This is a genomic window from Natrinema salinisoli (genome assembly GCF_020405205.1).
Taxonomy (GTDB): domain Archaea; phylum Halobacteriota; class Halobacteria; order Halobacteriales; family Natrialbaceae; genus Natrinema; species Natrinema salinisoli.
Window position 1 is genome coordinate 301,192 of sequence record NZ_CP084470.1, and the last position, 22,936, is coordinate 324,127.

A 22,936-nucleotide genomic window follows, 5' to 3' on the forward strand; every position below is an offset into this window, starting at 1 on the left:
AACTGATCGCGGCTCCAACACAGACCATTTCAACCCCAACTGATAATCAGCGTATGTCACGTGCGTGCCGTCGTTGGTCGTTATCGTGTGCTGGTTAGTGTCCTTCAAATGGTTGGAAGCTCAGAATCCATAGCGAGGATTGCCGAAAGGTGGGACTCTTCTCGTCCGACTTGGGCTGTTGGCTCTACCACTTGCCCCTCAAGGTCGTATTGGATGAACCCGGCCTCGGCTAACTTCGGAAGATGAACGTGTTGAAGGCTGGTCTGAATCTGTGTGACAATCTCGTCAGCAGTCTCTGCCAGTGGCATGTGATGATTGTGTTTGGCGATTGCGCTTGTAAGGTCAGTTTTCGAGACTGACTGTTGCTGATTTGCGAGTGTCGCAAGGACGATACGGCGATGCTTGTGTCCACAGACGTCAAGAACTGTGTCGAACGGGATGGGAATTTCGCTCATTACATTATCATCTTCAGAGGCCTACACGAATCACTCACACGTTTTAATGGCCAATGCGCTTTTAAACCCACTCTCAAGGGGGAGCCGATACGTCGGATAGCGTATTTCCGAGGATGTGTTTGATTCCGCGCCGGAGTCTGGATGCGACGGCCTGCGGTGTGATGCCGAGTTCGTCGCCGAGGTCTGCCATCGTCACGTCACGGGGTGTGTTGAAGTACCCTCGCTTGTACGCGAGCACCAGTGCCTCCTGCTGGGTGTCGGTGAGTGTGGTTTCAGCCTCCGAGTCGATGGGTGTGAGCGCGTGCAATTTGGTGAGCGTCGTCGAAATGCCTAAATCCCGACATTTTTCTTGACACGCCGCGATGGCACGTTGGTCGTCACCCTGAATATCGAACGTCCACTGCTCGTTGGTGCCGACCACTTTAATAGGGGTAACCCCCGTTTCTATCAGCGCGCTCAGAACGCCGTCGTACCCCATCTCCCACTCGACGCGCAACAGATGCTCGTCAACAACGGAATCGACGAACCGGATGTTCTCCACGCCCGGATGTTCGACAAACGCATTCTCGATGTCGTCAACATCAGTCCCGCGAACCCAGAAATAGGGAATCATAACATCTTTGGCCGGAATAATTCGCTCCAGTTCGACAATCACTTCCGGTAATTGTTCGAACAGGGTTCCTAAGGGGAACTGGCCGGACGGAATCGTAAACGTCGCTTCGGTAGCCATTATCGAGTCAGTCTTCCACCCCAGTAAAGTAATAGTAGCCATACAAATAATCGAAAAACGCAATTTCACATAGAGACACGCGACTGCTATCTGAAACGATAAATTCGCTCTGTACTGAGCGATCACGACCTTCGTAAATCGAGCTGGGTCTCGGCTGCATTTGCGCATTCTATTCAGCAGCGGCTGCTCATTCTGCGTAAACACTGTCAGAAACGGCGTGCTGACTACAGAGGATGTAGTCAGCGCCTCTGTTCGGCGTTTTTTTGACCTCATAGATGGTGCACCAGTCTATGGAAGAGGACATCCCTCTCGATGGCCGGACGCTTATTGGCGTTGCAAATACCGATGCTGGCGAAGTGAGTGGGGATACCCGCTTCGAGTTTGAGCAAGAGAGCCACCGGATTTACGCACACTATTCAGGTGGGGACATCGTCGATGGGCATCTCGTTGGGACGTTCGATGGTCGTGAGTGGGACATCAGGTATTCACAAATCAACTCGGAGCACGAAACTGCGAGTGGCCACTCCGTAGGTACCGTCGAACTGCTTGACGACGGTCGCGTGCGTATCGAAGACGAGTGGGAGTGGGAATCGCGGGATGGCAGTGGCGAGTCAGTGCTCGAAGAGCTCTCCTGAAACAAACCTCTGCCCTGACCGATACACGCTCTCTATGCAGGAGGTGAACCACATACCCGGCGGCTGTCAGTAGCGATGTGCCCGATAAAGAGGGTCTATACAGTATCGAATACGACACCGGTAATCTGGACTAGTGCACTACCATCGGGGCATTCGGTCACATCGAATATTCTAGCCGTGTACACCGACAACAGCGAGTTGAAGTCCCTAAGACTGACGAATTGACAGATGAGCGTGGACGCTACTTTCCGGATGCCGAACGGGGCTGAGCCAAGAGCGATCAATCAATAAGGGTTGTAACCACGAGTACCCACTAAATCATGGACTGGTCCGTGGTAGGACGAAGAAATGAGTCCTCCACGAGTCCGTCCAGATAGTCGTTGATGCCCTCCGCGATGAGTTGCCGTCGCTTGGCGAGGAACTCCTCGTAGTTCTCAATTTTCCAGAGCTGTTCATCTAGCGGAATAAACGCGGGTTCCAGCGCACCTAGATGATTCTCGCGGACGGTTGGGAGATACTCAGTCGGTCGTGAATCGAATATGTCAAGGTATCCCGATTAGGTGAGTGGGACACGGTTCGCGACTTCATTCACACGCTTCCTGTCGTGGTGGTTGTTCCCCGAATCGTATCCTGTCCGTTCTAACTGGGCTCGCGGGAAGATATGATGGCTTTGAATTGCGTAACGATCTCCACCGTTACAATCCAAACCTTGCAACTGAGCCGGTATGTATGACACATCTTTGTCAATAATAATTAAGTAAGAGGCTACACTTCAGAAAGATGATGTTCTCTAATAACCAAACCGACCAACCTGAACTGCAATCGGTACCGACACCCGCTGTGGCGACCACCGCAGCGGAGGAGGTGGGCCGATGAGCTCGCCAGAGCAGATGTCCGATGGCGACATCGACCATGCGACCGAGACGGCACAGGCGTACCTGGCGGAGCTCGAGGATGCGATGCGCCGGGAGGATGCCGCCGCTGCGGCGGAGATGTTCTGTGAGTCGAGCTACTGGCGCGACCTGGTCGCGTTTACCTGGAACATCAAGACGGTGGAGAATCCCAGTGGCGTCGAGGACATGCTCGAGGAGACACTCGCGCACATCGGTCCGTCGGACTTCGAGCTTAGCGAGCCGGCGGAGGAGGAGGATGGGATCATCACCGCCTGGTTCACCTTCGAGACCGAGGTGGGTCGTGGTGAGGGTGTCGTCCGGCTGAAAGATGGCGGTGCGTGGACCTTCCTGACCGCACTGACGGAGCTGAAGGGGCATGAGGAGCCCAAGGGCAGAGACCGACCGATAGGCGCAGAGGCAGTTGCGGACCCAGACCGCAAAACGTGGACAGAGCGCCGTGAGGAGGAGCTGGAGAACCTGGGGTACACCGAACAGCCGCACACCGTGATCGTCGGTGGGGGACAGGGCGGCATCGCACTCGGTGCACGGCTCCGCCAGCTCGGCGTGCCCACGATCATCGTCGAGAAGAACGACCGGCCGGGCGACTCCTGGCGCAACCGGTACAAGGGGCTCGCGCTGCACGACCCCGTCTGGTACGACCACCTCCCGTATATCAAGTTCCCCGACAACTGGCCGGTGTTCTCACCGAAGGACAAGCTCGGCGATTGGCTGGAAATGTACACGCAGGTGATGGAGCTGAACTACTGGTCGAAGACCGAGGCCACCAGTGCACAGTACGACGAGGAGACGGGCACTTGGGAGGTCGAGGTCAACCGCGACGGTGAGGAGCTCGTGCTGCGCCCACAAGAGCTCGTGATGGCGACGGGCATGAGCGGCAAGCCCAACGTACCCGACCTCTCCGGCGAGGAGCGCTTCAGCGGCGAGGTACACCACTCATCCGAGCACCCCGGCCCCGACGAGGAGTATGAGGGCAAGTCCGTGGTAGTGGTGGGCTCGAACAACTCAGCCCACGACATCTGTGAGGGGCTCTGGGAGGTCGGCGCGGACGTGACGATGGTGCAGCGGTCATCGACGTGCGTCGTCAAGAGGGACTCAATGCTGGAGCACGCACTCGGTGATCTGTACTCCGAGCAGGCCGTCGAGAACGGCATCAACACCCACCGGGCGGACATGATCTTCGCATCCGTCCCGTACCGCATCATGCATGAGTTCGAAAAACCCAAGTATGACACGATCAGAGAGATCGACGCCGACTTTTACGAGGCGCTCGAGGACACCGGATTCATGATCGACTTTGGTCCCGACGACTCGGGGCTGTTCATGAAGTACCTCCGCCGTGGCTCGGGCTACTACATCGACACCGGCGCCAGTCAGCTCATTATCGACGGTGAGGTCGAGGTGGCCCGTGGGCAGGTGACCGAGTTCACCGAGGATGCGATCCTGCTGGAGGATGGCACCGAACTCCCCGCCGACCTTGTCGTGTACGCCACGGGGTACGGCTCGATGAACGGCTGGGTGGCCGGCCTGATGGATGAGGAGACGGCGCGGCAGGCGGGGAAGGTCTGGGGGCTCGGCTCAGACACGCCCAAAGACCCCGGACCGTGGGAGGGCGAGCAGCGCAACATGTGGAAGCCGACGCAGGTGGAACAACTGTGGTTCCACGGTGGCAACCTGCACCAGTCACGCCACTACTCGCTGTATCTGGCGCTGCAGCTGAAGGCACGCTATGAGGAGATCCCCACGCCGGTGTACGGCAGGCAGGAAGTCCACCACGAGGGGATCTAGCGGCCGCTCTCCCAAGGACGGTCGCCTGACAGGCGATACCCCTTCGGAGATCGGATGGCTGGTCGGCATCACCTCAAGTGGTGCTCGCCGTCCGCACTCACCGGCCGAACTGCGCCGCAGGTGGTGTGTCCATCGCAAGCACGTGCGCCCCGACCAGATCCATCTCCACCTCGAGGTGGGCCGCCAGTGAGATCAGCTCCTCACGGGCGGCCCAGCTCACACACGCATCGGCACCGATCCGTTCGTTCGAGCGCTCGCCTTAGCCCCGCTCGTCGAGTTCGGCAGCGACCCCGAACTCGAACGTGTTCGTCGCGAACTCGACCGCGCCGAGAAACTGGAGGCGTCGGAATGACCGCCTCAATCACCGTCGGCGGTCTCATCGACGAACCGTCGCGCCGTGTCGATTACTTTGGGATCACCCCAAGGGCCTCGACGAGCGGTTCCATCTCACCGAGCCGGCCACGGCGAATACCGTGATCAACCACAACGTGATCGAGGAGATCTCCAGCGCCGAGACGATCCTGTCGGAAGCCGTTAAGATCGACGGAGACGGGAGTGGCCTGACGTTCCGGGCGAACAAGTTCCTCGTCGCGATCGGTCTCAATAATAAAAACGGTACTGATGACGGGAGTCGAGAACTATCCAGTGATCGACGCAAAAACAACTGGTGGGGAAGTGTGGACGGTCCTGAGGAAGCAACGTTCAATCAGGACGCTGATGAGGACGGTCGCAGTGATGTTATCGGGAATGCCACGGTCAAGCCGTTCCTCCGCAATCCTCCAGGTAAGGAGAGGCAGGGCAAGGGCAACGGAAACTAAACAAGTAACAATATTTTATATGATTGAGTTGCTCCGATTGTGTCTCAAACACGTTATGACTCGTTACAGCAACGATTTTACCCGTAATTTGTTGGATGTACCCTCTGTACTGACCGATCCAATCTGATCGAATTGGGAGAGAATTCTGTGGGAGATACGCGCTTTGTATTCAGCACGACTCGCTGAACATCATCTGAAACTGGCACGATCCTCAACGGTATCTCCGCAGATCTACTTACAACCATATCAGGGCCGAATGATACGTAATTTACCACATCTGTCTCTACTACTCACACGTGCCGTCTTGGAAACCCCCCTTTCAGACATATCCTCAATTAACGTTAGAACTAACAAGCAAGCTAACGTTGGTGGGAGCAATGCCGAAGCGAACCACGACGAGGGTCTCCCAGAACAGTAACGGCCAGTACCAAGTGACGATCCCGAAGGCGATGGGCGACGCTCTCGACCTTGCTGGCGAGGACGTCGAGTGGGATATCGTCTCGTCAACGAAACTCGCCCTCGAGAAAGCTGATGAGTAGGGCTGCTGCGTTCATCCGCAAGTCACAAGGGAGCGACGACGACGTCTCCCTCGAGTTGCAGCGCAAACGTGTCCCGGAGCTCGCGGAGAGACTGGCCGATGAGGTCGACGTGATCGACCTCGGTGTTCACACCGGATTCAGCGTGCACATGAAGGGCGCCACCGAGGAACGGATCGACGCGAACCCGGAGGTAGAGACATTACTCGAGACACTCCACGGCGGTGAATACGACTACCTCGTCGCGTGGGATGATACTCGCTTGGCTCGTGACCAATTCTACTGGGAACTAAAACGGGCGGCTGTCCTCGGCGACTGTCTGTTCGAGTTTGTCGAGGACCCACCGGAGGACGAACTCACCTTCCGAGTCCAAAGAGCCGTCGAGAGCGATGTCAAACGCCGGGAGATAAAGAAATCGCAGGCCGCGATGGATGCCCGTGAACAGCGTGGGGACGACCACGGACGTCCGCCCTTCGGCCTCTGCTACGACGAGGACGGCAGACGGTGGATCCCCGATCGCGAGAGTGGGGAGTTCGCGACTGCCCTCGAAGTGATCCGACTTCGAGAAACTGGCCGTTCCTGGAGAGACATTGGTGACGAAACGGGTGTGAACCGATCAACCGCCCGTGGAATCTACAATCGGCGAGACCGCTATCTCGAAGAAGCCGAAACCGGAATGGTAGCATGATCAGCGATTTGCTCAAGTGGCCTCTCGAGTCAAGGTCAACCCCTAGGCAACCAAAAACGACACCGGAAGGGAATACTCCTCCCGGTGGCCGATCGAAGCGAGCGGTGTCGTGCGGGACTGTCGTTCGCTGCGTCTTGTCGCCGGTCGCGCCCTTACCATGAACGCGGGTAGATGTTGGTGGGTGCCTCTGGCCATCGACCAGCACAACATGGTCTAATCCGAGAGCAAATAGGACTGCTACTTGCATGAGACTATGACACTCAGCACGATACTATGAAAAACCGTGTACTATTACGGTTTGGCCTATTTCGAGGTCGGTCGTTTATGCCCAGGGTGTCTGTAAACGGGGTTTCCCAGACAGTCCCGTAGGAGACAACAGTTACTAATAAATTCCGCGTGCCGTTGAGCTAATTAGGCCAGTAAGTACACATGCGGACATACCGCTGAGTTACCTTGTCAACAATACCTACACCCGTGTATTTATACTGAGCTAAACGCGCATAGGACACATGACCGGGAGTGGCACTGTCGAACGAATTTTTATCGCACCTGAAGCCGAAGCGGAGATGGAAGAACAGACCGACGTTGAAGCAGTTGCCGGAAGAGGTCTTCGAGGTGATCGCTACTTTAGCGAGATTGAGACGGGAACCTTCGTCGAGTGGGAGCCAGATGAAGAACGCCACGATGGGTATGACCTCACGTTGATCGAGCAGGAGGCTGTCACAGCAATCGAACGTGAAGCGGGAATCGAACTCGCACCAGGAGAACACCGACGAAACATCGAAACCCGCGATGTCGCACTCAATCATCTCGTTGGGCAACGATTCCGAGTCGGTGACGCCATCTGTCGAGGGGATCGACTGTGTGAACCGTGTAATCATCTGCAGCGCATCACTCAGGACGGCGTATTGCAGGCACTCACTCACCGCGGTGGACTCCGAGCGAACATTCTCGAAGATGGAATTATTCGCCCCGGAGACGTTATCGAACCGCTCGAATAATCTGCGTTCTCTCGTTTAGAAACAGTTCGCATTCCCGCTTGCGGCTGTCACATCTGGTGGACAATCGACCCGCTTGCGGATCGGAATGGTTGGGAGGAAAGGGAAACGTGCGTCTATGGTAGCGCCTTCTGGAGGTCCTCGCAGAGGTCATCGGCGTCTTCGAGGCCAACGGATACCCGGACCAACGTCTCGGAAATCTTCGCTGAACCCTCACTTCGACTGAATTCGTCGGGGATCATTAGTGAGGGGACCTCAATAAGGCTCTCGGCCCCACCGAGACTTGCTCCCGGCGTGAATACCTCGAGTCCCTCGATGAATGCCTCAAGTTCGATGAGTGTGCCATCAAACTCGAAGGACAGCATCCCGCTGTACCCCGACATCTGCTCACTCGCAAGATCGTGTTGCGGGTGGCTCTCAAGACCCGGATAGTAGACACGAGCGACCCGATCGTGGCTTTCGAGGAATCGGGCAACTGCCATTGCGTTCTTTTCGTGATGTTCCATCCGAGCGGGCAGCGTCTTGATGCCTCGCGCAACGAGGTAGCAGTCGAACGGCGAAAGTATATTCCCAAACCCAACCCGCTGCGCGAACGCTAATTCCTCGAAAACCCCACTGTCGTCGGTGATAACGGCACCGCCGATCGAGTCGGAGTGTCCATTGAGATACTTGGTGGTGCTGTGAACGGCGATGTCAGCACCCAGTTCGAGTGGGGCTTGGTAGTACGGACTCGCAAAGGTACTGTCCACGCCGAATAGAGCATCATGGTCATCGGCGATGGCGGCTATCGTTTGGATATCGCACAACCTCATCAAGGGGTTCGACGGTGTTTCTGCCCAGATCAAGTCAGTGTCCGCGTTGACTGCACCGGCGACGTTGTTGGGGTCACGGACGTCAACAAAGTCGATGTCAACGCCGAGATGTCCAGCCATGTGTTCTGTGAGCAGTTTTTCGGTTCCGCTATAGATGGTGTCGGAGGAGACAACGTGACCTCCCGGAGGGACCACTGACAGCATCGTCGTCGATGTGGCGGCCATTCCGGAGGCGAACACCAACCCATGTTCACCGCCTTCGAGGCGGGCTAACTGCTCTTCAAGGGCTGCCCGCGTCGGATTGCTCTCGCGCGAATAGTCGTGTTCATTAGCGTCCTCCCCGCTGGCCCACTCGAACGTAGTCGAAAGGTGGATCGGCGGGACGACGTCGTTCGTTCCATCTCTGTGAGGTTGCGTTTCGGTTTCAGCTGCACCGACTGCAATGGTTGCGAATCGATTTCTGTCGGACTGGCTATTGTGTCGTGTCATCAGATACTCACCACGGGACCCACTTGGACCCGATTTAGAGGGGTGTTCATAGGAATGTTCCCAATTTCGAAGGATAGGTGTGAAGTTCCCGGCGATGGTGGCCAGAAACCCGAACCCAACTCGGGCGCGGGTCAGCGAGTTGTCGGTTGCTAACCGTTGTCTGCTCTCAGGGAAAGCGTCTCGTTTGCGTGGACTAGTGAACAGTCCTTACTCTGTACTTACCGCTGACTCGAGTTCGATTCTACGAGTCTGTTCTGATTCTCGGACACAGCACTTTTGGTACTTACAGATGCGTAGTGAGCAGTAGTTTCACTATAACAAGTGTATAATGAATAATATTTCACCAGAGTCTTGTGAACATAATCGCTGGACGACATCGTTATCTGTGTCCCATGCTTGGATCCTGTGAGCGTTCGGGGCGTGCTCACCGCCCTGATCCCTCTATCCATCATGGAAGCCAATCACCCCTCCACTGATGCATCGGCCACATTCGAACACGAACTCAAGGAACTAATCATCTCGGCGTATGGCCGTGGAGTCACCATCGAAGATATGTGGGAGTTTCCCGGACCTGTTTCCGATGCCCCGAATTGGCGAGTCACGATCGAAAAAGTGCCGCCTGCTGAGCGGACATACGATCCATCGCTGCTCGAAGAGTAATCAGGAAGCCGGACGGATAACCCGAACCGATCGACAGCATACATGGAGTGTTAGTTTTCTAGTACTATAAGTGGACAATAAGATTTATAGTGATCGTTCACACACGTGGTGCCATACGTACTCTGCTGAAGTTGGTGCGCGAGGAAGTGTTGGAGAAAACGCCGTGTAGGTACAGTACCAGCAGATAACCATGATGCCAAAAACCGGAAACCCGAACCAGCCCGACGATGAGCGCCGCGATATTACTCCGACGCAGTTTTTTACGGCCTTTTCGAACGAACGTCGGCAGCACGCAGTGGCATATCTGGCGCAAAAACCGGCAGCCGTCCGGCTCGGCGATCTGGCCGAGTACATCGCGATCAAAGAAGGCGAACCGACGTACGAACGGTACGAGCGCGTTCTCACCGACTTGGCGCACTGTCACCTGCCGCATCTCCATGATGCGGGACTCGTTCGATACAACACGGACGAGGAACAGGTGGAATTAGTCGTCAAGCGAAATATGGTTGCGCCGTATCTGGAACTTGCCGGTCACGCTGACGCATAGACGACTACCCTACAGTTTTTCGCGAGACGTTCCTGTGTGGTGACGATAGTAACTTGTCAGAACGTAGTTTATACTGCTGGTAGTGTGAACGAGAATGTTGCTCCCTCACCGGGTTCAGAATCGACCCAAATCTCCCCGTCGTGACGTTCAATAATCCGTTCGCAGACTGCGAGACCAATTCCCGTGCCAACGTAGTCCTCACCCCCATGTAACCCCTCAAAGACTTTGAAGATGCGGTCGTGGTCCTCTGGATCGATGCCGATCCCGTTGTCGGTGACAGACACGATCCAGTCCGCTCCGTTCTGCTCGGCAGAGACATGCACCTGTGGTTGCTCCTCACCACTGAATTGAATCGCATTCGATAACAGATTCTGAAACACCTGTTGTAACTGTCCCTCGTCACCCTTGACACGGGGAAGGGATTCAGCGGTGATTTCGGTATCGGTCTCTTCGATTTTCATCTGAAGGTTTTTACGAACGTCGTCCAGAACAGTGTCGAGATCGACCGGCTCAAACTCATCTCCCCGTGTCTCAATTCGGGAATACTGGAGCAGCCCATCGATCATCCTCCGCATCCGCTCAGACCCGTCAACGGCGAACTCAAGGAATTCTTCAGCTTCCTCGTTCAGTTCGTCACCGTATCGGCTCTCTATCAGTTGCAGGTAACTTGAGACCATTCGCAAGGGTTCCTGCAGGTCGTGCGAGGCTGCGTATGCGAATTGCTCCAAGCGCTCGTTCGATTCCTCGAGATCGGCGACTAATTGTTCGAGGTCCTCTTGATACTGCTTGCGCTCAGTGATGTCTTGGGATATTGCGATAATCGAGTCTACCTCTCCATCGTCATCAGACAACGGATGTGTTCGAAATTCAAATATCCGCCCTTGGAATTCCAGTTCAAACGTGGTTGGCTCACCATTGAGTGTTGCACGATAGTTCGATTCAATAACCTCTAAAACTTCATCTGAATAGATATCCTGTACCCGTTCACCTCGAAAATTACTGGCGCTGATACCGATCTTCTCAAATCCTTTACCTGCAATGAGAATGTGTCGCAACTCATCGTCCAGTAGTGCAACTGCCCCGTTCGGGAAGTTCTCCGTCACGGTGCGGTATCGCTGTTCGGATTCTTCAAGGCGGTCTACTGTTTCTTCGAGTTCTGTTTGAGTTTGCTGGAGTTCCTGATTGCGCTGTTCGAGAGTATATTCCCGTGTTTTGGCCCGTGCATCGTGGATACCTGCACCGAAGCCAGCAAGTGCAGCAAGTGCTGGGAGGATAAGGAAGTTAGCCGCTGGATCATTGAGGGAGTCAATAAGTTCTATGAAAATGAGGATGCCAATCATTACCCCAATACCACGGAAGCACCAGATGGCAATGCTGCGAAAAAACTCAGGATGAATCTCAGTCTGCGGCAGGCGATGGCCACCATAGAGGAGGACAATGCCAGCCCCACCGACCAAGATGGAAATGGTCAAGCTTTCTGTGAATGCCGTGTCTCCAGCGACTTGGATGAACGGCCAAATAACACCAATTGAAGTGTACGCTCCCCCCAGAGCTAAAATAGCATGTCGTCCATCAACGTCAGAGAAAATTTGAGTCACAGGCTCCATCCCCTCCTAAGAATACCGCCAATCAATTAGTGGTTCTGAATCGGGTATGAGGCAGCCCTGTTTACTGTGGTGATTCCTTTTCAGCATTCAATGTAGAGTTCGGCTCTGTTGAAATCCTCTTCTTTAGATACCTTATGTGGGAAAACTACTGCTCACTATACGTACGAACCGAACACAGAAAGTTATGTCAGATACCGGTTGGGTTAGCTGAGTTGTGCTAGATACACAGCGCGAATGTTAATCACCAGCTCACGAGGTCGGCTCAGTGAGGGCTCGATCCGCGAGGGGATCTATCGACTCACGAAACCGTGTGAGATCGGTGAATGCCCACACGATAAGGATCCAAAGACATGCGAATACCGCGACCACAGCCAACGGTCTGGCTGTCCATCGTCGCGGTCCTCGCATGGGATTCGACGTGGATCGATCACTCACCACTTGCGGACTGGATCTCCACAGGAGGTCGTCTCCGAACGAGCAAACGTCTCCGGCGACATCCTCGACCAGCACTACGACGAACGGACCGATCGCGAGAAGATGGAAATTCGTCGCGAGTTCCTGGAGGGGGTGTAACCAATGATGGACTCCACTCCACGTAGAAACAGTGTGCGTTCTACCATAGCCTCGGCAGGCATCCGTATCGATCAAGCCCCGGCGTATACATCAGTATTCGTGGGGCGGTCAGTCAAGCGGGAGATGTGCCGGCGGTACGCGCTCCGATAGAGTAGACGGTACTGACGAGAAAGCCAACGCCGCCCAGAATCACAAGTGCCGCTGCAATAGTAACAACAAAACCATTCATGGTGACACCGAGGCCAAATCCAAGGGTCGTCACTCCGGCTGTAATTGCGGGAATCTTCTCATGGAGACTCACGGCACCGAGAGTGGCAACACCCGCAATAGCAGTCAGGATAACGCCTGCTTCTTGACCAAATTTTGGTTCACAAGCCGAGCGACACCGCGTTCGACTCGACGACGCAGCTGGCCGTCTTCCATCGGGGCTGGACGGCCGGCCACGACGCCGACGAGGAGGACGAGTGATGCAGCAGACACTCATCGGCTGTGCGTTCTACGACGCTCTGCCCGGCACCGAGACTGGTGAGGCCCATACCTGGGGGCAGGACGTCATTGAGAGGGATATCCGTTCTTGGCGACAGCCGTGACTCAAGAAGTCTGCTACCGATGGTCTGAGCGAAGAGTGAGAAGACCGTATTTCAGGCGTTGACCGTGGTCCGTACCTCAACCGCACCGGTTCCGCGTACCACGACGTCGTATCCTGCGTACTCGAAGGAGATTTTGTTGACAGCAGGCTCAGCTCGAGAAGTGAACAACGCGTTCAGCGCGTCTGGATTGATTGCGTCATAGAGTGGGGGCAGTTCAACCATATCCAGACCAGACGCTTCTGACACCGCCGAAACAACCGCATAGACAGGTGTATTCTCGGTGTCCTGCACCCATTCAGCGGTAGCAGATAGAGTCAGTTTAGCTGAAGAGTCATCCGTATTAACCTGTGTGCCCATCTTTCCCATGGATCCTGAACTCCAATACTCCGATATAAAAGGATTTCCAAACTCTGTTGAAGGAGTCACGGTCTTTCATGTTTGACGGGACGCTGTCATCCCCATTCTTATGTCGCTGACTATCAGGAGGAATTATATGTACGATCTGACCGGTTTCCAGCGTGATCTGTTGTACGTGGTTGCGGAACTGGAGGAGCCGCACGGCCTGGCTATCAAAGAAGCCGACCGTGCCGATCGAGAACGACGCTCGTCGTGGCATCACCCAGCAATAGCAGCGCCAGGAGGAAGAAAACCAGCGTGAGGTGAAACCGGTCGTCGCCGCATCGAACGAGTCGACGGCTCCCAGCACGAATAGTAGTGTAACGCTGAGGAGACTCAAGACGACGTACGGCATCGACCGGGTCAGCCACAGGACGAGCGCCGAGAGGAACACCGCCAGCGTCCGTTGCCCTTCGACGGACAACGATGGCAGTGGGTCGAGTGTCGTTCCGACGACAAGGATACCGGCGGCCATTAGCAGTCCGGCCGTTTACCATGACGCTATCGATGACTCCAGCACCGACTGCTTTCCTACCCGATCTCTCATCACTCGGACCGTTGCCGCTCCCGCCCATGAATCTGATGACACCACACTAGGACCGAATTTGAACCGGCAGCACCTATTCAATTAGAACCAGTTGAAGAACGAAGGCGTTCGAAATTGAGAGGTTAGCTCTTCACCAAGAAATAATCATTATAATTCAGGCCACGCAGAAATAAGGGTACAAACATACACTTTTGTTGGTGGGCAGGAGACGAGCGACCACAAATGGACGAGGACGCGCTCGAGTATCATAAGACAGATCCACCAGGGAAGATCGAAATATCGACGACGAAATCGACGAACACGCAACGGGACCTCTCGCTGGCGTACTCTCCGGGCGTTGCCGCCCCGTGTCGCGAGATTGCCGCGGAACCGGATGACGCCTACCAGTACACGACAAAGGGAAACCTCGTGGGCGTGATCTCGAACGGGTCGGCCGTCCTCGGACTGGGTGATATCGGCGCTCAGGCCTCGAAACCAGTCATGGAGGGGAAGGGCGTCCTGTTTAAACGATTCGCCGACATCGACGTCTTCGACATCGAACTCGATCTCGACGATCCGGACGCGTTCGTCGAGTCGGTCGCGGCGATGGAGTCGACCTTCGGCGGAATCAACCTCGAGGACATCGCGGCACCGGACTGTTTCGAAATCGAGGAGCGCCTCCGCGACCGACTATCGGTTCCCGTGTTTCACGACGATCAGCACGGCACCGCCATCATCTCCGGCGCTGCTCTCCTCAACGCCGCGGAGATTGTCGGCAAGGATCTCGCAGACCTCGAGGTTGCGTTCGCCGGTGCAGGTGCCGCCGCGGTCGCAACCGCGAAGTTCTACGTCTCGCTGGGCGTCCCCCGAGAAAATATCACTATGTGTGATATCGACGGTATTTTGACGACGGAACGGGCGGAATCCGGCGAGCTGAACGAGTACAACCGGCAGTTCGCTCGGAACGGACCCGATGGCGATGTCGCGGACGCGATGGAGGATGCAGACGCGTTCGTCGGACTCTCTGCCGGCGGTATCGTCAGCCAAGAGATGGTCCGATCAATGGCCGACGATCCAATCGTCTTCGCGATGGCAAATCCCGAGCCGGAGATCGGCTACGAGGAAGCCAAGGCGGCCCGCGACGATACCGTCATCATGGCGACCGGTCGGTCGGACTACCCCAACCAGGTCAACAACGTCCTCGGATTCCCCTTCATATTCCGCGGTGCGCTCGATGTCCGTACCACTGAGATCAACGAGGAGATGAAGATCGCGGCGGCCCATGCGCTGGCAGATCTGGCCAAGCAGGATGTCCCCGATTCGGTAGTCAAAGCCTACGGCGATCAGCCGCTACAGTTCGGCCCGGACTATATCATACCCAAACCTCTCGACACTCGCGTCCTCTTCGAGGTCGCACCCGCGGTCGCACAGGCGGCGATCGAGTCAGGCGCGGCTCGCATCGAACTCGACGTTGACGAGTACGTCGAACGCCTCGAGGCCCGCCTCGGTAAATCTCGTGAGATGATGCGCGTCGTGCTCAACAAGGCCAAGTCCGATCCCAAACGGATTGCGCTAGCCGAGGGGACCGACGAGACGATCGTCCGTGCGGCAGCCCAAATCGAAGAGCGCGGAATCGCGAAGCCGGTCCTGATCGGCGACGAAAACGAGATTCATAGTACGGTCGTGAACCTCGGCCTGGAGTTCGACCCGGACATCGTCGACCCCGCTGGCGGGGAGTGTGAGGCGTACGCCGACCACCTCTACGAGCGACGACAGCGCGACGGTATCACCCAACGTGAGGCCGAATCACTGATCCGCGACGACACCAACTATTTCGGCAGCGTCATGGTTGATCGCGGCGACGTCGACGCGATGCTCACCGGATTGACGAACCACTATCCGTCGGCGCTCCGCCCGCCGCTACAAGTCGTCGGAACGGCCGACGACGCCGAGTACGCCGCCGGCGTCTACATGCTCACGTTCAAGAATCGCGTGATCTTCGTCGCTGACGCCACGGTCAACCAGGCTCCCGACGAAGACGTCCTCGAGGAGGTTACCCGCCACACCGCCGAATTGGCCCGTCGATTTGACGTTGAACCGCGCGCCGCCTTACTCTCGTACTCCGATTTCGGTAGCGTCGACAATGAAGGTACCCGCAAACCTAGCGAAGCGGCCCGCCGCCTACGTGAGGACTCCGACATCGACTTCCCCGTCGACGGTGAGATGCAAGCCGACACCGCCGTCCTTGAGGAGATGCTGACCGACACCTACGAGTTCACCGAGTTAGAACGGCCCGCGAACGTGCTGATCTTCCCGAATCTCGAGGCGGGCAACATCGGCTACAAGCTACTCCAGCGCCTCGGTGGGGCCGACGCCATCGGCCCGATGCTAGTCGGGATGGATAAGCCGGTCCACGTGCTCCAGCGCGGTGACGAGGTCAAGGATATTGTCAACCTCGCGGCCGTTGCAACGGTCGACGCCCAAGATAGCCATTCGTGAGCGGTTAAATCGATTCCTCGGTACGATCCTACTGGAATTGTCCTCCCGGTAAGTGAGCACATCCTCGATCAGCGGGTGAGTGTCCGGCAATAGGTCCTCACAAAGCGGTACGTCATCCACGACGGCGAAGTCCTCCACGCGGATCTCAGTTCCCTCGAGTCGATCGACGTGTAGCGTTGTTCTCCCCCAGCAGGGGGTGCGGGGCGACACAGCACAAGCATCGCCTCGTGAGGTGATTGAATCATGGGATACCGCGCACTTGTTGCGTACGAACGTACCGATGACCAGTACCCACTCTATTACTCTCACTGGGGTGCTGCAGACCTGAAACTGAAGTACCGCATCACGGCCGAAACCCCGTTTGGTGGCGAGGGCACCGATTCCAAGTGGACGAAACTGCTACTGGCAGAACTGGCGGATGGCCTCGAGGCAGTCGGTCGGTGAGGCAGTCCAAGAGATCCGCGACCGAACCTCGAGGAACGCCGAGCGGGTGTGATACAAAAGGCCAAAGGGACGATTCTGGCTGATTGGTAATCGGAGGCGCATTGATAACCCCCGAGACGAACATATTCACTGTCGCGCTCCCCCTGCGCGACACAGATCCGATCAGCATCCACCCGTGACATCCACCTACCACGCCCGGCGGCCATCCCCTTTGTGCCCATCCGGGCGGGTTTGAGGTATTCTTCGAACACGCTAGTACGGCGCTCCTCGCGCTCGTTAGTGGACGTCCTCCAGCCACGTCTGTAGATCGCTATCGACAACATCGTCGATCGTGACCCCATACTCGCTTGCTCGATCGCGGGCTACTATCCACGCCTGTCGCGCCTGATCGGGATCACGCTCTCGGAGGAACTCGTGATAGGCCACGAGAGCTTTTATGATGAGTACCTCATCGGGCGACGGCGTCGGCATACACTCCGACTAACGACTAACAATATAAAACAATCGAATTACATGTTCGCTTCGTAATCTCGAGCGCGTCGACGGCCTCGCGCGGCCCGACGTCGTGCTCGCCGTCGACGGCTTCCTCACCGACGAGTTCGGCGGGACGAATTTCCCACTCATTCACGCGGTGTTGCAGGAGCCGCGGATCGTCCCAACGCCACGGCTCATCTGTGACTATGCCCGGAACAGCCATATGACGAACGATGAAGCCAAACGCTGTTAGCAACAATTAGTCCACACCGGAACTGGGGAACAGCCCCTATGTTGCCCAGCTGCGATACTTCCTCGACTGGTCATTTTCCAATTCACCTCGGTCATCTCCGCAATTTCGATGGCGGGACCATTCCCCGTACCGTCATCGATGATCAGAGTTACTTCCAGGCAGTCTGTGAGTACGAGAACGTCTGGGAATAATCTCTGATCGCCAAGACAACTCCCCAACCCGACTGAATTTGCATCATCGCGAGCGTCGCGAAGTCCACTACCTCTTGCCGAAGCCATCTGGTCAAGGAGCTTCTCCACGAGCAGTTCGCTGAGCCTGAGGAAGCCGTCGCCCCGAATGGTGGCCGAACCGACGATGTCCGTGACAGGCTAGTCGTCGATGACCCACAACCATAGGACGACTTCGAGTCCAAAATGCAGGTGACGAATCTTCGGGAAGAGTGAACCCTGTCCGCGAATCCGGTCGAGTCGGACAGAGTCACCCCAATCTCACCCTCAAGCACCGTCGAAAGGACTAGATTGCCAGCCGTTCTTGTTCGGGATGCAGAATTTACTGCCACGGACTAGGTGTCCACTGACAAGCCCGCGACTTTGGTCGTGGGTAGCTGACATACCCAGTTGCTCCTATCAATACCGTCATGACCGAGGCCGCCGAAGTGGCTGAGAGCCATGGGAGCAGCGCGCAATCGACAGTGGCGGCTCACGGAACGACCGACCGGCGAACCGACGGCCGACAATTTTGAACTGACTGACGACCCGATCCCAGAGCCGGGACCGAAGGAGGTGCTCGTCCGGACCGAATACCTCTCCGTCGATCCGTACATGCGCGGTCGGATGCGCGACAGCCAATCCTACGCCGACCCGTGGCCCGTCGGCGAGCCAATGCGAGCACGGGCCGTCGGCACGGTCGTCGAATCGAACCACGCCGCGTTCGAGGCCGGCGACACCGTCTTGGGCAACCTGTACTGGGCCGAGTACGCGGTCGTCGACGGCACCGACCTCGAGACGGTCGACACGGGAACGGCGCCGGTCCCGACGGCGCTCCACGTCCTCGGGATGCCCGGCCGGACCGCCTACGTCGGCACCGTCGACATTGGCGAGGTCGAACCCGGCGATACGGTCGTCGTCTCCGCCGCAGCTGGCGCAGTCGGCTCCGTCGCCGGCCAGATCGCTCGGATTGCCGGCTGCCGCGTGGTCGGGATCACGGGCCAGGACGAGAAGGCCGACTGGCTCACCGACGACCTCGGCTTCGACGCGGCGATCAACTACCGAACGACCGACGACCTCTCGGCGGCGGTCGCCGACGCCTGCTCGCGCGGCGTCGACCTCTACTTCGAGAACGTCGGTGGGGAGGTGACCGACGCCGTCATGGACCACCTTGTCGACCACTCTCGAGTGGCCGTCTGCGGGAAGATCGCCCTCTACAACGCGGAAGAAGGCGACGACCGGCTACGCGGTCCGCGACGCCTCCACCAGCGGACCCGCACTCGCGTTGAGGGGTTTATCGTCAGCGATCACGCCGATCGGTTCGACCACATCAATGCTCGGCTCCGGCGGTGGGTCGAGGAGGACCGGCTCCAGTATCGAGAGACGGTCACCGACGGCATCGAAAACGCTGCCGATGCGTTCCTGGGGCTGTTCGACGGGACGAATATCGGGAAACAACTTGTCCGGATCGACGCGGAGTGAGCCCGCTGGGGACCCCCTCGAGCGAGTACGAACGGGCCTCGAGTCGAGCACCTCCTGTACGATCATGACGGAAGCTACTGCTCAGCACCGCCAAATGGCGTCAAAAACGTAATTGACAGCTGCTACCGATCTCCCTTCTACGAGATAATCGCGAATGCGCCGCCCCTGGGGATAGGTGAACGTGACCGTCCCGTGGAGGACCGACGGGGTCGAGAGCGGTTCTGACGGATTCCATAGTGAGAAGTAAGTATGGCCGCCGGAAGTGACTAGCCCGAGATTCCCGATGAGATGTCCCCTGAAGAGGCGCGGCAGTATCCTATCCGGTTCCTCGGACGACAAGACCTCGACGAGCACGAGGAAATCTACAACGAACTTGCGACTGAATAGGGCCCAGTCTGGTAGTCTCGGGGTGTCCGTTCATCCTTCGATACAATGTTTGTCTTCCCCGAGATGTGTCTTTAGAGAAAGCATCTCACGGGAGTGTGAGCACAGACCTGAGGTTCAAATACCATCCCGGTTGAAATTCTGAGCCAATCGATGAGCAATCACTACGCCGACTTCGAGGAACTGCGGCCGACCGGTGAGGCGTCCCACATTCCGGATGAACAAGGGTGTGATGCCGATCCCGAACGGCAACGCGTCTCGACAACACGGGTGGCTACCCCGACGAACCGTCGGACACCGGCGCGGAGTGCCAGTCCTGTGGCGCGTCGATCCCGGCTGGCCAGACGAAATACCGGTTCTGTCTCGCCAACCACCTCGGTAACGAATCCGCCAGTGCGGACGACACGGCGGACGCGACGCTCCTCGAGTTCCGTTACGTAACGTCGTCTCCCGTTTGAACGGTCCCAATAGGACGGTGGACCGTTTTGCGTCCGTTCTCCCAGAGGAGGTCGAAGAGTTGCGATTGAGTCCTGTAGAGCGTATTGCTCGTAGTCGAGATCCCGACGTAGCCGTCGGAGTTGGTGGCGGCGAACGCGACCAGTACGTGCGCGTTATCGTAGAGATAAATCCTCCCTTCGATGGTCTCGACGCGGCGGATGTCCATTATTTCCCCGGCACGATCGTAGACGGCGGGTTCGATCGTCTGGCCCTCCGATACGACCGCCTGGATCGTCGCTCCCGCCTCCGCCTTCCGCGTCAGTTCCTCAACGTGGTGGTTGAGAATGCGCTCGAAACTGACCGGTGTCGTTATCATCCTGATCTCCGCAGTCGCTGTGGTCGTGAGTTCGGAGAGTTTCTCGAGAATGCGGTGGCGATCGGAGTACGTCCAGCAGATCTCAGATCGCTCGCTCGGCGCCGTCTTGTCGTCGACCGCCTCCGTGAGACGTTCTCCGAGGAGTTGCATTCGAGACAGTTCCTCGTCGTACTGGCGCTGTTTGAACTCACAGAAGCGCTCGATCGCGGTCTCGGGGTCAACGGGACCGAACTTTTTCGGCCGGCCCGGTTGGACGTCGACGAACCCCTTCTGTGAGAGGTCATCGAGCGCGTCGTACACCCGCGGTTGCGGTACACCGGCACCGTCGGAGATCTCCTGAGCGGTAGAGATACCCTGCTGTAGGAGACAAGCGTACGCATGGGCCTCGTATTCCGATAACCCCAGTTCCTTGAGGTACATCGACGGGTCGGTTTCCATACGCCATAGACCCACATCTGTGGTTGAAGTATTTTTCCTATACCACTCATAATACCGCCTAATTGTATAATTATGGACATAGATTATACAAACATCGAATATATAGCGACAATACTGTTGATTTCAATATAGTCTCTGCTCGCACTTACTACTGGCCAGTTGTGACCAGTGTATAACACACATGCATCGATAAATGTCGAGTGAAGATGGGAGACAACCCAATAGAACGGTAATTAGTAAACTATGATTGAGATAATACCGCGAGAAAACGATATATGTCCACAGCTCCTGTGGCAGCACGTAACGTTCACCGATCTGTCTCGTCGGGCGTCGCGTCCGACCTCGCGCGATCCCATGGCCCCGCCAATCAGCAGACAGTCCTCGAGTCAGCAGCCGGCGACCGGCTCGATCCGGGTGAGTCGATGGTAGCGATTCCGCTACAGGCCGATCCGGAGGTCGTCGCTGAGGGTGTCAACCTCATGTGGGTCCTCGTCGCGACTTTCCTCGTGTTCTTCATGCACGCGGGCTTCGGCATGCTCGAGTCTGGACAAGTCCGCTCGAAGAACGTGGCCAACCAACTAACGAAGAACGTGCTCACGTGGGGCGTCGGCGTCATCGCCTACTTCTTCATCGGTGCCGGCGTTTCGGTGGCCGTCGCCGCGCTCACTACCGGTGGGGGGATAGACGGCGCGTTCAGCTACATCAACGGCGGGTCGACAGTCTGGACGAACTGGCTGTTCGGCGCGGCGTTCTCGATGGTGGCCGCGTCCATCGTCTCGGGTGCCGTCGCCGAGCGGGCACAACTCGGCGGCTACCTCGTGTTCACGGTGTTCGTCGGAGCGCTGATCTACCCCGTTGCGACGGGGCTGACCTGGGGCGGGGGTTTCTTAGCGGAGCTCGGATTTCAGGACTTCGCCGGCGCAGCGATCGTCCACATGACCGGCGGCATCTGCGGTCTCACCGCCGCGTACGTCATCGGGCCGCGGATCGACAAGTTCGACGATAACGGGGCCGCCAACGTCATTCCCGGCCACTCCCTCCCATACGCGATCCTCGGCACGCTCATTCTCGCGTTCGGATGGTACGGTTTCAATGTCGGGACCGCGATCGAGGTCTTTCAAGTCTCCGACGGCGGCGAACTGGCGCTCGGCGACTACGCCTACGCGGGCCGCGTCGCGCTCAACACGGCCCTAGTGATGGGTGCCGGCAGCATCGGCGCCGCAGCCGTCGGCTACGCCCGCCGGGGCAAGGTCGACACGCTCATGACCGCCAACGGGCTCCTCGCGGGTCTCGTCAGCGTCTGTTCCATCGCGGCGGTCTCGAGCTGGACCGGGACGCTCGTGGTCGGCCTCATCGCTGGGATCCAGGTCCCGCTGGTGTTCGACCTGCTCGAGCGCGTCGGTATCGACGACGTCTGTGCGGTCTTCCCGGTTCACGGCTCCGCCGGCGTCCTCAGCGCCCTCGCCTACCCCTTCGTCGACACGACCTCGGCGTTCTCTGTCTCACAGCTCGTCTCGCAAATCGCCGGCGTCGTCGTCCTCGCGATCTGGGCGGCCGGAATCACTCTCCTCATCTACGGGCTACTGAAGGCCCTCGGCTGGGCTCGAGTGACCCGCGAGGAGGAAATCGAGGGACTGGACGCGTCGGAACACGGACTCGAAACCTACCCCGAATTCGGAAAGAACTTCCTCGACGACGCCACCGCATCCGCTCGCGTTCCGGACGGAGCCGACGGGACGCCCGCCGCCGACGGCGGTGAGCGAACCGACGGCGGCGAGGTGAGCGGCGATGACTGACATCGAACTGGTGGTCGGCTACATTCGACCCGACAGGCTGGGCGCGGTCAAACGGGCGCTCGCCGAGGTCGGTGCGCCCTCGCTGACGGTCACGAACGTCTCGGGTCGCGGCTCGCAACCCGTGAAGAAGAGCCAGTGGCGCGGCGAGGAGTACACGGTCGACCTCCACCAGAAGGTCAAAGTCGAGTGCGTCGTGGCGGATATTCCCGCGAACGATGTCGTCGACGCCATCGCCGACGCCGCGAAGACCGGCGAAGCGGGCGACGGCAAAATCTTTGTGATGCCGGTCGAGAGCGCGTACCGTATCCGCACCGGTGCGAGCGGAACGGACGCGGTCTGAGTCGGTCATGGATTAATTCGACGATCGGCTCGTCGACGCCTGTCGAC

The 22,936-nt window shown here is 57.6% G+C and carries 20 protein-coding genes and 6 pseudogenes; 19 read left to right on the forward strand and 7 right to left on the reverse strand.

Annotated elements, in window-relative coordinates:
• Positions 1–104 precede the first annotated feature (104 nt).
• Both LDB05_RS22300 and LDB05_RS22305 read right to left on the reverse strand, forming a co-directional pair.
• A complete protein-coding gene (locus tag LDB05_RS22300; RefSeq protein ID WP_226008051.1) occupies positions 105–455 on the reverse strand; it encodes a DUF7344 domain-containing protein in 351 nt (116 codons plus the stop codon).
• A 73-nt stretch (positions 456–528) separates the two neighbouring features.
• The gene (locus LDB05_RS22305) at positions 529–1,185 is read right to left on the reverse strand and encodes a helix-turn-helix domain-containing protein (RefSeq protein WP_226008052.1); all 657 of its coding nucleotides are present in this window, start codon (positions 1,183–1,185) and stop codon (positions 529–531) included.
• Between the two features lie 290 nt (positions 1,186–1,475).
• Between LDB05_RS22305 and LDB05_RS22310 the strand changes: the two genes are divergently transcribed.
• From LDB05_RS22310 to LDB05_RS22335, 6 genes are all read left to right on the forward strand, one after another.
• Positions 1,476–1,820: an avidin-fold protein gene (locus LDB05_RS22310; protein WP_226008053.1), complete on the forward strand. Its 345-nt coding sequence runs from the start codon at positions 1,476–1,478 to the stop codon at positions 1,818–1,820.
• An 890-nt stretch (positions 1,821–2,710) separates the two neighbouring features.
• The gene (locus tag LDB05_RS22315) at positions 2,711–4,519 is read left to right on the forward strand and encodes a flavin-containing monooxygenase (RefSeq protein WP_425498621.1); all 1,809 of its coding nucleotides are present in this window, start codon (positions 2,711–2,713) and stop codon (positions 4,517–4,519) included.
• A gap of 488 nt (positions 4,520–5,007) precedes the next feature.
• On the forward strand, positions 5,008–5,337 hold the full coding sequence (locus LDB05_RS22320) for a hypothetical protein (protein ID WP_226008055.1): 330 nt from the start codon (positions 5,008–5,010) through the stop codon (positions 5,335–5,337).
• A 377-nt stretch (positions 5,338–5,714) separates the two neighbouring features.
• Positions 5,715–5,876 carry a hypothetical protein gene (locus tag LDB05_RS22325; RefSeq protein WP_222914010.1) on the forward strand — a complete coding sequence of 54 codons (162 nt, stop codon included), beginning with the start codon at positions 5,715–5,717 and terminating at the stop codon, positions 5,874–5,876.
• Entirely contained in the window at positions 5,869–6,561 is a 693-nt protein-coding gene (locus LDB05_RS22330) for a recombinase family protein (protein WP_226008056.1), read from the forward strand. The genes LDB05_RS22325 and LDB05_RS22330 overlap by 8 nt, the downstream gene beginning before the upstream one ends.
• Positions 6,562–7,070: 509 nt before the next feature.
• On the forward strand, positions 7,071–7,562 hold the full coding sequence (locus tag LDB05_RS22335) for an MOSC domain-containing protein (protein ID WP_226008057.1): 492 nt from the start codon (positions 7,071–7,073) through the stop codon (positions 7,560–7,562).
• A gap of 113 nt (positions 7,563–7,675) precedes the next feature.
• Here the strand turns inward: LDB05_RS22335 and LDB05_RS22340 are convergent, their stop codons facing one another.
• Positions 7,676–8,860, reverse strand: a complete 1,185-nt coding sequence (locus tag LDB05_RS22340; protein ID WP_226008058.1) for a trans-sulfuration enzyme family protein — start codon at positions 8,858–8,860, stop codon at positions 7,676–7,678.
• A 405-nt stretch (positions 8,861–9,265) separates the two neighbouring features.
• Between LDB05_RS22340 and LDB05_RS22345 the strand changes: the two genes are divergently transcribed.
• Both LDB05_RS22345 and LDB05_RS22350 read left to right on the forward strand, forming a co-directional pair.
• Entirely contained in the window at positions 9,266–9,520 is a 255-nt protein-coding gene (locus tag LDB05_RS22345; RefSeq protein WP_226008059.1) for a hypothetical protein, read from the forward strand.
• Positions 9,521–9,713: 193 nt separating this feature from the next.
• Positions 9,714–10,067 (forward strand): DUF7344 domain-containing protein, encoded by a 354-nt coding sequence (locus LDB05_RS22350; RefSeq protein ID WP_425498613.1) that lies wholly within the window; start codon positions 9,714–9,716, stop codon positions 10,065–10,067.
• Positions 10,068–10,135: 68 nt separating this feature from the next.
• On the opposite strand, the gene LDB05_RS22355 is transcribed toward LDB05_RS22350, so the two are convergent.
• Positions 10,136–11,665 (reverse strand): sensor histidine kinase, encoded by a 1,530-nt coding sequence (locus tag LDB05_RS22355; protein ID WP_226008061.1) that lies wholly within the window; start codon positions 11,663–11,665, stop codon positions 10,136–10,138.
• A 447-nt stretch (positions 11,666–12,112) separates the two neighbouring features.
• Between LDB05_RS22355 and LDB05_RS23460 the strand changes: the two genes are divergently transcribed.
• The 3 genes and pseudogenes from LDB05_RS23460 to LDB05_RS23465 form a co-directional block, all read left to right on the forward strand.
• On the forward strand, positions 12,113–12,247 hold the full coding sequence (locus LDB05_RS23460; protein WP_284145797.1) for a hypothetical protein: 135 nt from the start codon (positions 12,113–12,115) through the stop codon (positions 12,245–12,247).
• 354 nt (positions 12,248–12,601) lie between these two features.
• Positions 12,602–12,715 (forward strand): annotated as a pseudogene (locus LDB05_RS23740) (DUF8069 family protein); the annotation flags it as partial.
• A pseudogene (locus LDB05_RS23465) lies at positions 12,715–12,798 on the forward strand (DUF7558 family protein); the annotation flags it as partial. The pseudogenes LDB05_RS23740 and LDB05_RS23465, both read left to right, overlap by 1 nt.
• A gap of 90 nt (positions 12,799–12,888) precedes the next feature.
• Here the strand turns inward: LDB05_RS23465 and ddfA are convergent.
• Complete coding sequence (ddfA, locus tag LDB05_RS22360; protein ID WP_226008062.1) at positions 12,889–13,203, reverse strand: DdfA family disk-determining factor; 315 nt, start codon at positions 13,201–13,203, stop codon at positions 12,889–12,891.
• Positions 13,204–13,330: 127 nt separating this feature from the next.
• Between ddfA and LDB05_RS22365 the strand changes: the two are divergent.
• The 3 genes and pseudogenes from LDB05_RS22365 to LDB05_RS22380 all read left to right on the forward strand — a co-directional run.
• Positions 13,331–13,414 (forward strand): annotated as a pseudogene (locus tag LDB05_RS22365) (PadR family transcriptional regulator); the annotation flags it as partial.
• 588 nt (positions 13,415–14,002) lie between these two features.
• Positions 14,003–16,258 (forward strand): NADP-dependent malic enzyme, encoded by a 2,256-nt coding sequence (locus LDB05_RS22375; RefSeq protein ID WP_226008063.1) that lies wholly within the window; start codon positions 14,003–14,005, stop codon positions 16,256–16,258.
• 243 nt (positions 16,259–16,501) lie between these two features.
• A pseudogene (locus tag LDB05_RS22380) lies at positions 16,502–16,690 on the forward strand (DUF6735 family protein); the annotation flags it as partial.
• Between the two features lie 288 nt (positions 16,691–16,978).
• Here the strand turns inward: LDB05_RS22380 and LDB05_RS22385 are convergent.
• Positions 16,979–17,173 (reverse strand): hypothetical protein, encoded by a 195-nt coding sequence (locus LDB05_RS22385; protein ID WP_226008064.1) that lies wholly within the window; start codon positions 17,171–17,173, stop codon positions 16,979–16,981.
• 97 nt (positions 17,174–17,270) lie between these two features.
• Here LDB05_RS22385 and LDB05_RS22390 point away from each other — a divergent pair.
• From LDB05_RS22390 to LDB05_RS22400, 3 genes and pseudogenes are all read left to right on the forward strand, one after another.
• Positions 17,271–17,571: pseudogene (locus tag LDB05_RS22390) on the forward strand (hypothetical protein); the annotation flags it as partial.
• 526 nt (positions 17,572–18,097) lie between these two features.
• Complete coding sequence (locus LDB05_RS22395) at positions 18,098–19,117, forward strand: NADP-dependent oxidoreductase (RefSeq protein ID WP_226008065.1); 1,020 nt, start codon at positions 18,098–18,100, stop codon at positions 19,115–19,117.
• A gap of 537 nt (positions 19,118–19,654) precedes the next feature.
• Positions 19,655–19,926 (forward strand): annotated as a pseudogene (locus LDB05_RS22400) (biosurfactant protein 1); the annotation flags it as partial.
• 8 nt (positions 19,927–19,934) lie between these two features.
• Here LDB05_RS22400 and LDB05_RS22405 read toward each other — a convergent pair.
• Positions 19,935–20,753 carry a TrmB family transcriptional regulator gene (locus tag LDB05_RS22405; protein ID WP_226008066.1) on the reverse strand — a complete coding sequence of 273 codons (819 nt, stop codon included), beginning with the start codon at positions 20,751–20,753 and terminating at the stop codon, positions 19,935–19,937.
• Between the two features lie 275 nt (positions 20,754–21,028).
• Between LDB05_RS22405 and LDB05_RS22410 the strand changes: the two genes are divergently transcribed.
• A complete protein-coding gene (locus LDB05_RS22410) occupies positions 21,029–22,549 on the forward strand; it encodes an ammonium transporter (RefSeq protein WP_343232928.1) in 1,521 nt (506 codons plus the stop codon).
• Positions 22,542–22,889, forward strand: coding sequence for a nitrogen regulatory protein GlnK1 (glnK1, locus tag LDB05_RS23535; protein WP_343232929.1), 348 nt, complete (start codon positions 22,542–22,544; stop codon positions 22,887–22,889). Before LDB05_RS22410 ends, glnK1 begins: the two co-directional genes overlap by 8 nt.
• Positions 22,890–22,936: the final 47 nt, after the last annotated feature.

Coding starts and splice junctions, on each gene's coding strand:
- LDB05_RS22300 (WP_226008051.1), bottom strand. CDS start 455: ATGAGCGAAATTCCCATCCCGTTCGACACAGTTCTTGACGTCTGTGGA.
- LDB05_RS22305 (WP_226008052.1), bottom strand. CDS start 1,185: ATGGCTACCGAAGCGACGTTTACGATTCCGTCCGGCCAGTTCCCCTTA.
- LDB05_RS22310 (WP_226008053.1), top strand. CDS start 1,476: ATGGAAGAGGACATCCCTCTCGATGGCCGGACGCTTATTGGCGTTGCA.
- LDB05_RS22315 (WP_425498621.1), top strand. CDS start 2,711: ATGTCCGATGGCGACATCGACCATGCGACCGAGACGGCACAGGCGTAC.
- LDB05_RS22325 (WP_222914010.1), top strand. CDS start 5,715: ATGCCGAAGCGAACCACGACGAGGGTCTCCCAGAACAGTAACGGCCAG.
- LDB05_RS22330 (WP_226008056.1), top strand. CDS start 5,869: ATGAGTAGGGCTGCTGCGTTCATCCGCAAGTCACAAGGGAGCGACGAC.
- LDB05_RS22335 (WP_226008057.1), top strand. CDS start 7,071: ATGACCGGGAGTGGCACTGTCGAACGAATTTTTATCGCACCTGAAGCC.
- LDB05_RS22340 (WP_226008058.1), bottom strand. CDS start 8,860: ATGACACGACACAATAGCCAGTCCGACAGAAATCGATTCGCAACCATT.
- LDB05_RS22350 (WP_425498613.1), top strand. CDS start 9,714: ATGCCAAAAACCGGAAACCCGAACCAGCCCGACGATGAGCGCCGCGAT.
- ddfA (WP_226008062.1), bottom strand. CDS start 13,203: ATGGGAAAGATGGGCACACAGGTTAATACGGATGACTCTTCAGCTAAA.
- LDB05_RS22375 (WP_226008063.1), top strand. CDS start 14,003: ATGGACGAGGACGCGCTCGAGTATCATAAGACAGATCCACCAGGGAAG.
- LDB05_RS22385 (WP_226008064.1), bottom strand. CDS start 17,173: ATGCCGACGCCGTCGCCCGATGAGGTACTCATCATAAAAGCTCTCGTG.
- LDB05_RS22395 (WP_226008065.1), top strand. CDS start 18,098: ATGGGAGCAGCGCGCAATCGACAGTGGCGGCTCACGGAACGACCGACC.
- LDB05_RS22405 (WP_226008066.1), bottom strand. CDS start 20,753: ATGGAAACCGACCCGTCGATGTACCTCAAGGAACTGGGGTTATCGGAA.
- LDB05_RS22410 (WP_343232928.1), top strand. CDS start 21,029: ATGTCCACAGCTCCTGTGGCAGCACGTAACGTTCACCGATCTGTCTCG.
- glnK1 (WP_343232929.1), top strand. CDS start 22,542: ATGACTGACATCGAACTGGTGGTCGGCTACATTCGACCCGACAGGCTG.